Source organism: Flavobacterium sp. 9AF (genome assembly GCF_902506265.1).
GTDB lineage: Bacteria > Bacteroidota > Bacteroidia > Flavobacteriales > Flavobacteriaceae > Flavobacterium.
In genome coordinates this window covers 20348-27583 of record NZ_LR733628.1, presented here as the reverse complement: position 1 = coordinate 27583, position 7236 = coordinate 20348, and the positions used below count along the sequence as shown (strand labels likewise).

General features: G+C 31.0%; 5 protein-coding genes. 2 read left to right on the top strand and 3 right to left on the bottom strand.

The features are described from left to right. Positions 1-338: 338 nt before the first annotated feature. The gene (dusB, locus tag HALO113_RS18980; RefSeq protein WP_159780720.1) at positions 339-1331 is read right to left on the bottom strand and encodes a tRNA dihydrouridine synthase DusB; all 993 of its coding nucleotides are present in this window, start codon (positions 1329-1331) and stop codon (positions 339-341) included. Positions 1332-1443: 112 nt separating this feature from the next. Between dusB and HALO113_RS18975 the strand changes: the two genes are divergently transcribed. Continuing rightward, the gene (locus HALO113_RS18975; protein WP_159780719.1) at positions 1444-3111 is read left to right on the top strand and encodes a T9SS type A sorting domain-containing protein; all 1668 of its coding nucleotides are present in this window, start codon (positions 1444-1446) and stop codon (positions 3109-3111) included. A 25-nt stretch (positions 3112-3136) separates the two neighbouring features. On the opposite strand, the gene HALO113_RS18970 is transcribed toward HALO113_RS18975, so the two are convergent. Both HALO113_RS18970 and HALO113_RS18965 read right to left on the bottom strand, forming a co-directional pair. Beyond that, a complete protein-coding gene (locus tag HALO113_RS18970) occupies positions 3137-3895 on the bottom strand; it encodes a TIGR03915 family putative DNA repair protein (RefSeq protein ID WP_159780718.1) in 759 nt (252 codons plus the stop codon). Beyond that, the gene (locus HALO113_RS18965; RefSeq protein WP_159780717.1) at positions 3873-5153 is read right to left on the bottom strand and encodes a putative DNA modification/repair radical SAM protein; all 1281 of its coding nucleotides are present in this window, start codon (positions 5151-5153) and stop codon (positions 3873-3875) included. Before HALO113_RS18965 ends, HALO113_RS18970 begins: the two co-directional genes overlap by 23 nt. A gap of 185 nt (positions 5154-5338) precedes the next feature. On the opposite strand from HALO113_RS18965, the gene lepA reads away from it, so the two are divergent. Continuing rightward, positions 5339-7135: a translation elongation factor 4 gene (gene lepA, locus HALO113_RS18960; protein WP_159780716.1), complete on the top strand. Its 1797-nt coding sequence runs from the start codon at positions 5339-5341 to the stop codon at positions 7133-7135. Positions 7136-7236 lie beyond the last annotated feature (101 nt).

The window sequence follows — 7236 nt, the reverse complement described above, 5'->3', positions numbered from 1 at the left end:
ATTCTACAGAAAATGGTCCAATGACTAAAAAAAGAGGATTTTTTAAAAGTATTTTTAATTAAAAATTGATAAATTCATAATTAATTTTTAGTTAAAAGCACAAAATTTAATGAGGCTGTCCGAAAAGTCAAGAAGTCATGATTGCTATTTTATTTGATTTTATAAATGTTTAATTCTAGATAGGAATAAGATCAAATACAAACATAATTTCATTGGATATCAAATTATAAAAACAGCATGAAATAGCTACTGTCTTTTTTGATAGCCTCATCATTTAGTAAAATATATAAAATGGATTTGAATTAGAGCAAACTTTTTTATATCAAAATTCAACAAGATCAAACAAACTGATAATCAGCAAACACCTGTTCAATTTCGGTGAAGACATCTAACAATTGGTGTAATCCATCAGTTGTGACTAATTTTTGCTTGTATTCTTTAAAACCATGAATTCCTTTGAAATAATTAGTATAATGTCTTCGCATTTCCACCACACCTACTCTTTCATTTTTCCATTCTACAGACCAAATCAAATGATTACGTGCTGCATCAATTCGATCTTTCATAGATGGAACAGGTAAATGTTCACCCGTTTTAAAAAAATGCTTAATTTCATTAAATATCCATGGATATCCTATTGCCGCACGTCCAATCATCATACCATCTAAACCAAATTTATTTTTGTATTCTAAAGCTTTTTCAGGAGAATCAATATCGCCATTACCAAAAACAGGCATCGTAATTCTTGGATTGTTTTTTACTCGTGCAATGTGAGACCAATCGGAATGCCCTTTATACATTTGCGCTCGTGTTCTTGCATGCACCGTTAACGCTTGTACACCAATATCTTGTAAACGTTCAGCTACTTCATCAATATTAATCGAATCTTCATCCCAACCCAAGCGCGTTTTAACAGTAACTGGCAGTGAAGTACTCTTTATAACTGCTTTTGTTAAGCGAACCATTAAATCCACATCTTTTAATACACCAGCACCAGCACCTTTAGAAACTACTTTCTTCACGGGACAACCAAAATTAATGTCTACTAAATCGGGTTGCACCGTTTCCACGATTTTAGCACTCATAGCCATCGCTTCTTCATCACCTCCAAAAATCTGAATACCCACAGGGCGCTCATAATCAAAGATATCTAATTTCTGACGACTTTTAATGGCATCACGAATTAATCCTTCTGAAGAAATAAATTCAGAATACATTAAATCAGCTCCGTGAAGTTTACACAATCTACGAAAAGGTGGATCGCTCACATCTTCCATTGGAGCTAAAAGCAAAGGAAATTCGGGTAATTCTATATTGCCGATTTTGGGCATAATTCATTTTTTTTGCAAAAATAAGCATTATTCACAATTAATACCATTGATAATCAATCAAATCAATAAATATCTTAAATTTGTCAAATTAACCCTTTGTAATTCAACAATTATGAAAAATAAAGTACTCGCTTTTATATTTTTACTTTGCTTCACATTTACAATTGCTCAATGCCCAAGCGGATCTGTTTGGAACGTAAACTCAAATACATCTATAGGTACACCAAATGGTTCTTGCAATTCTCACACTTCAATAAATGTAAATCCAATTGTTCAAAGTGGTAACGTCTCACTATTATTTACTGATGGCAATTTCAGCAATTATGCAACTATTACAAATCTTAATAATGGCTATATAGGCATTGGCAATAATGTTTTTATAAATAACTACACCTATATAGATTCAGGAACAAGTGGAGGCATAACAACTAATTTAAGCTCAGCATTTAGAAACAAAGGCGACTATTATAATAATGGTTATTTGTTTGTGGAAACTACAGGGGAATTTAAAAATGAAGACGTCTTTACAAATTCAGGTATTATTGTAATTAATGGTATTTTTAGCAATCAACCAGCAGACCCAACAAATATTTTTCAGAATGAAAGCAATACTTCTGCAATAGTATATGGAAATAACAATGGCATTTTCAATAATTATGCTACTTTTTTAAATAAGGAAAATTCCATATTTGATTTTATGATATTAAATTACACTAATTCAGTACTTCTCAATTCGGGAACCTTTAAGATTAAACGTAATTCTACCAATTCTGGAGATATCACCACAACTTCACCTGGCGTTTTTGAAATTTACAATAATGCCGTTTTTGATAACAATGCGATTTTTACCACAAATGGTCAATTAATTATTCAACCTAATTCCAGTTTTGTAAACATTGGTAATTTTACAATTAATTATTCCACAACAAATTTAGGACTTATAAATAATGGTGGAGGAACTACTGTAATAACTGATCTTTTAGAAAATACAGGTAGTTTTTACAATTATGCCAATCTAACCAATTCAAATGGCACCATTTTAAACACAGGAAATTTTAATAAATATTTAGGAAGTGTTTTTACTAATAATGGTATTTTTACCAATAATGGTCATTTTTCTGATGAAGACGGAAGTACATTATACAACAACGGTACTTGGAAAGGAAGTAATTTATCGCATAACGGAACCTTTTTTAATGACGGAATTTTATCTCCTGGAAATGCTGTAGGAACCTATCAATTTAACAACAACTACATCCATCAAAATACTGCTACAGCGATTATAGAAGTAGAAACTACAACAAATTACGATCAAGTTACTTCTAGCAATCAAATCATCATAAATGGTGGCACTCTAAATATAGAATTTATAAATGGTTTTACACCAAATGCTGGAGATTCATACACCATTATGACAGCAACCAATGGGATTACAGGCACATTTTCAACCGTTAACTTCCCTAATGCTTATGCTTCATTTATGACTATTACATACACTCCTAATTCTGTAATAGTCAATGTTTCACCCACTTTGAATATAGCCCTTTTTTCAAAAGAAGAAATACTTGTTTTTCCTAATCCTACTAAAGACTATTTTGAATTAAAATTACCAAAAAATACAGTATTAAAATCTTTAGATTTATTTGATATGAATGGCAAATTAGTAAAGACGTTTACCTCTTTTTCAAGACCATTTAATATACAAGATTTATCAAAAGGCACTTATAACATAATTCTTAAGACAGAAAACGAACATTTTAAACTTAAAATAATTAAATAAAAATCATTCTTATCAAATTTATACATCATCTCTTTTCTGTTAAATAACGCCAATATCGCTTAGGAACATGTTGTAAATGAAGTTTTGTGTTTTTCCTTTCTTTAATATTTGTATGATCAAAATATTCAATCCATAAATTTTGATAGTTTATTTCGGTATCATGAAGTATTGCATCTCTATTTTGAAATAACTTATTTTGATCTGGTAAGGTTACAATTTCTACTTCATGTAAATCATAAAAAATACCATATTTTCTTCTTTCATCGTAAATCAACCATTTTTGATCTTGGTATCTTTCTTTAAAATGATTAATAATTAAAGGTAAAACATCAAAATCAGGGCAAATCTTTGCAAAATAAATTTCGTCCTTTAACAACTCAAATCGCACAAAAGCTTCCATTCGATGTTTTTCTCTGCCTACACTTTTTACCCATTTTGATAATTGTAAAACATCATTATTAGAATAATCATGTAAAACATTTTTCCCTTTACATGAAATGGCATAAAAAATAACATTAGCAATAATCTTTTCTACACTTTCATCTTCTGAAGCAAAAGCGTACAACAATTGTCTTATGCCTTCTTTCCCTAAAAGCGATTCTAATTTTATTAATACCCTATTGGCTTTATCGACATTAGTAATTACTATTGTTCTTTCACCAAAAAGACTCTTTTGATTGTATTCTGTTTTAACTATAATTGCATCCACATATTTATATTCGTAAATTTCGAATATAACTGTCAACAAACCTTCAAAAGTATTATCGTAAGAAAGCTGAATCATTCAACAAAGAGATTTGAGAGCTAAATTGTTTTTCAAACTTGCTTTTGGTTTCATTTAAAATAACGGTTTTCAAATGCAAACTATCTAAAAATTGTAAATGTTTATTAGAATGAATTACACTAATAAAATATTTTGCCCGATTAGTTGCCACACCCATCTTTTTTATATGTTCCAATGTCAATTGCTGAAAACGTCTTGCTTGCACAATTTTATAAGCCGATTTTACACCTATTCCTGGCACACGTAAAATCATTTCAAGAGAATCATACTGAATATTAACAGGAAATTGATGGATATTTCGCAAAGCCCAACCTAATTTTGGATCCACTTCTAAGTCTAAAAAAGGATTATTTCTTTCGACAATTTCATCCGCTTTAAAACCATAAAAACGCATTAACCAATCTGCTTGATACAATCGATTTTCTCTTACCATAGGAACTTGTGTTCCTAAAGCAGGCAATCTTGAATCATCTGCAACAGGAACATACCCTGAATAATAAACTCTTTTCAAATTAAAATTATTGTAAAAATGATCAGCCACTTTTATGATTTGAAAATCGGTCTCTTTGGTAGCGCCAACAATTAATTGAGTACTTTGTCCAGCAGGAGCAAATTTAGGAACCGATTTGAATTTCTTTTTTTCATCTTTATATACAATAATTTCATTTTTCACAAACCCCATAGGTTTAATCATTTGTTGATGATTTTTATCTGGAGCCAATAATTTCAACCCTGATTCTGTTGGTATTTCTAAATTGACACTTAATCGATCCGCATATAAACCTGCCTCACGCATTAATTCGTCACTCGCTCCAGGAATTGTTTTTAAATGAATATAACCATTAAAATTATGTTCTAAACGCAACTTTTTAGCCACTCTAACTAAGCGTTCCATAGTATAATCGGCATTTTTAAAAATACCTGAACTTAAAAATAACCCTTCTATATAATTCCTTCTGTAAAAATTAATTGTTAGATCAACTACTTCTTCAACGGTAAAAGCAGCTCGTTGTATATCATTACTTTTTCTTGTCACACAATAAGCACAATCATAGATACAAAAATTAGTTAAGAGAATTTTCAACAAAGAAACACAACGCCCATCCTCCGTATAAGTATGACATATCCCTGAAGCAGAAGAATTTCCTAATCCTTTCTCTTTGTTTTTCCTATTACCACCACTGGAAGAACAAGAAACATCATACTTTGCTGCATCAGCTAAAATCTCCAGCTTTTCTTTTATTCTATCATAATTCATAATGATAAGATTATTTTCTTACAAATATAAGAATAATTTACGCTAGAAAATAATAATTTACAAACTTTAGCAATTGTTTAAGCAAGACATATTATCTGTTAATAATCTAAGAATGTTAAAACTTTGATTTATATTTGCAGATTAATACAGGATACTGTATGTAAGAAATTTGACAGCATTAGAAGATGAAGAACATTAGAAATTTTTGCATTATTGCGCATATTGATCATGGCAAAAGTACTTTGGCAGACCGATTATTAAGTGCCACTCAAACCGTATCAGCTAGAGAAGAGAAAGCTCAATTGCTCGATAATATGGATTTAGAGCGTGAACGTGGTATTACCATAAAAAGTCACGCTATCCAAATGAATTATAAATATAAAGGAGAAGATTATATCTTAAATTTAATCGATACTCCTGGACACGTAGATTTTTCTTATGAAGTATCTCGTTCCATTGCCGCTTGTGAAGGAGCTTTGTTAATTGTTGATGCTGCACAAAGCATACAAGCACAAACCATTTCTAATTTATATTTGGCATTAGAAAATGATTTGGAAATTATTCCTGTTTTAAATAAAGTCGATTTACCAAGTGCTAATCCTGAAGAAGTTAGTGATGACATTATAGATCTTTTAGGCTGTAAATTAGAAGACATTATCCATGCCTCTGGAAAAACAGGTTTTGGCGTTGACAAAATATTAGAAGCAATTATCGAAAAAGTTCCTGCTCCTAAAGGAGATCCAAACGAACCACTACAAGCATTAATTTTTGACTCTCATTATAATCCATTTAGAGGAATTGAAGTCATTTTCCGTGTAATTAATGGAGAAATATCTAAAGGTCAAAAAATTAAATTCATGGCAACAGGAAAAGAATACTTTGCCGATGAAGTAGGAACTTTAAAATTAAATCAAGTTCCAAAACAAAAAATATCAAGTGGAGATGTAGGGTATTTAGTTTCTGGTATAAAAGAAGCTAAAGAGGTAAAAGTTGGGGACACAATTACTGATGCTAAAAATCCAACAACCAATATGATTACGGGTTTTGAAAATGTAAAACCAATGGTATTTGCAGGAATCTACCCAGTTGACACTGAAGATTTTGAAGATTTACGTGCCTCAATGGAAAAACTACAACTTAATGACGCATCATTAGTATTTGCAGCTGAGAGTTCGGCTGCACTAGGTTTTGGTTTCCGTTGTGGTTTCTTAGGCATGTTACACTTGGAAATCATTCAAGAGCGTTTAGAACGTGAATTTGACATGACTGTAATTACTACAGTACCTAACGTATCCTATTTAGCTTATACTAAAAAAGAGCCAGATACTGCTATTATTGTAAACAACCCTTCTGATTTACCTGAACCTTCTAAATTAGACCGTGTTGAAGAACCATTCATAAAGGCAACCATCATTACAAAATCTGATTTTGTGGGTAACGTAATGAGTTTATGTATAGAAAAAAGAGGAATCATTACAAACCAAACCTATTTAACTACAGAGAGAGTCGAATTAAATTTCGACATGCCTTTGGCAGAAATTGTATTTGATTTTTATGATCGCTTAAAAACGGTTTCAAAAGGTTATGCTTCCTTTGATTATCATCCAATCGGGATGCGTGTTTCGAAATTAGTTAAACTAGATGTATTATTAAATGCTAATCAAGTAGATGCTTTATCTGCATTAATTCACGAAGACAACGCTTACAACATTGGTAAAAAAATGTGTGAGAAGTTACGTGAACTAATCCCAAGACAGCAATTTGATATTCCTATTCAAGCAGCCATCGGAGCCAAAATCATTGCTCGTGAAACCATAAAAGCATTGCGAAAAGATGTAACTGCAAAATGTTATGGTGGAGATATTTCTCGTAAGAGAAAGCTTTTAGAAAAACAGAAAAAAGGTAAAAAACGTATGCGTCAAGTGGGTAATGTAGAAATTCCACAAGAAGCTTTTATGGCCGTTTTGAAATTAAATGATTAATCATAAGTAAGAAAAAACATTATAGCAGAGACTGTCTAAAAAGTCTTGATTTGTCATCACGAATTTATTTAACTCCGTTGAATCTTCGATTTCGGAATCTA

What these genes read in the sequence shown, in the direction of transcription:
- dusB (WP_159780720.1), bottom strand. Translation starts at nt 1,331, where the DNA reads ATGCCCAAAATCGGCAATATAGAATTACCCGAATTTCCTTTGCTTTTA.
- HALO113_RS18965 (WP_159780717.1), bottom strand. Translation starts at nt 5,153, where the DNA reads ATGAATTATGATAGAATAAAAGAAAAGCTGGAGATTTTAGCTGATGCA.
- HALO113_RS18970 (WP_159780718.1), bottom strand. Translation starts at nt 3,895, where the DNA reads ATGATTCAGCTTTCTTACGATAATACTTTTGAAGGTTTGTTGACAGTT.
- HALO113_RS18975 (WP_159780719.1), top strand. Translation starts at nt 1,444, where the DNA reads ATGAAAAATAAAGTACTCGCTTTTATATTTTTACTTTGCTTCACATTT.
- lepA (WP_159780716.1), top strand. Translation starts at nt 5,339, where the DNA reads ATGAAGAACATTAGAAATTTTTGCATTATTGCGCATATTGATCATGGC.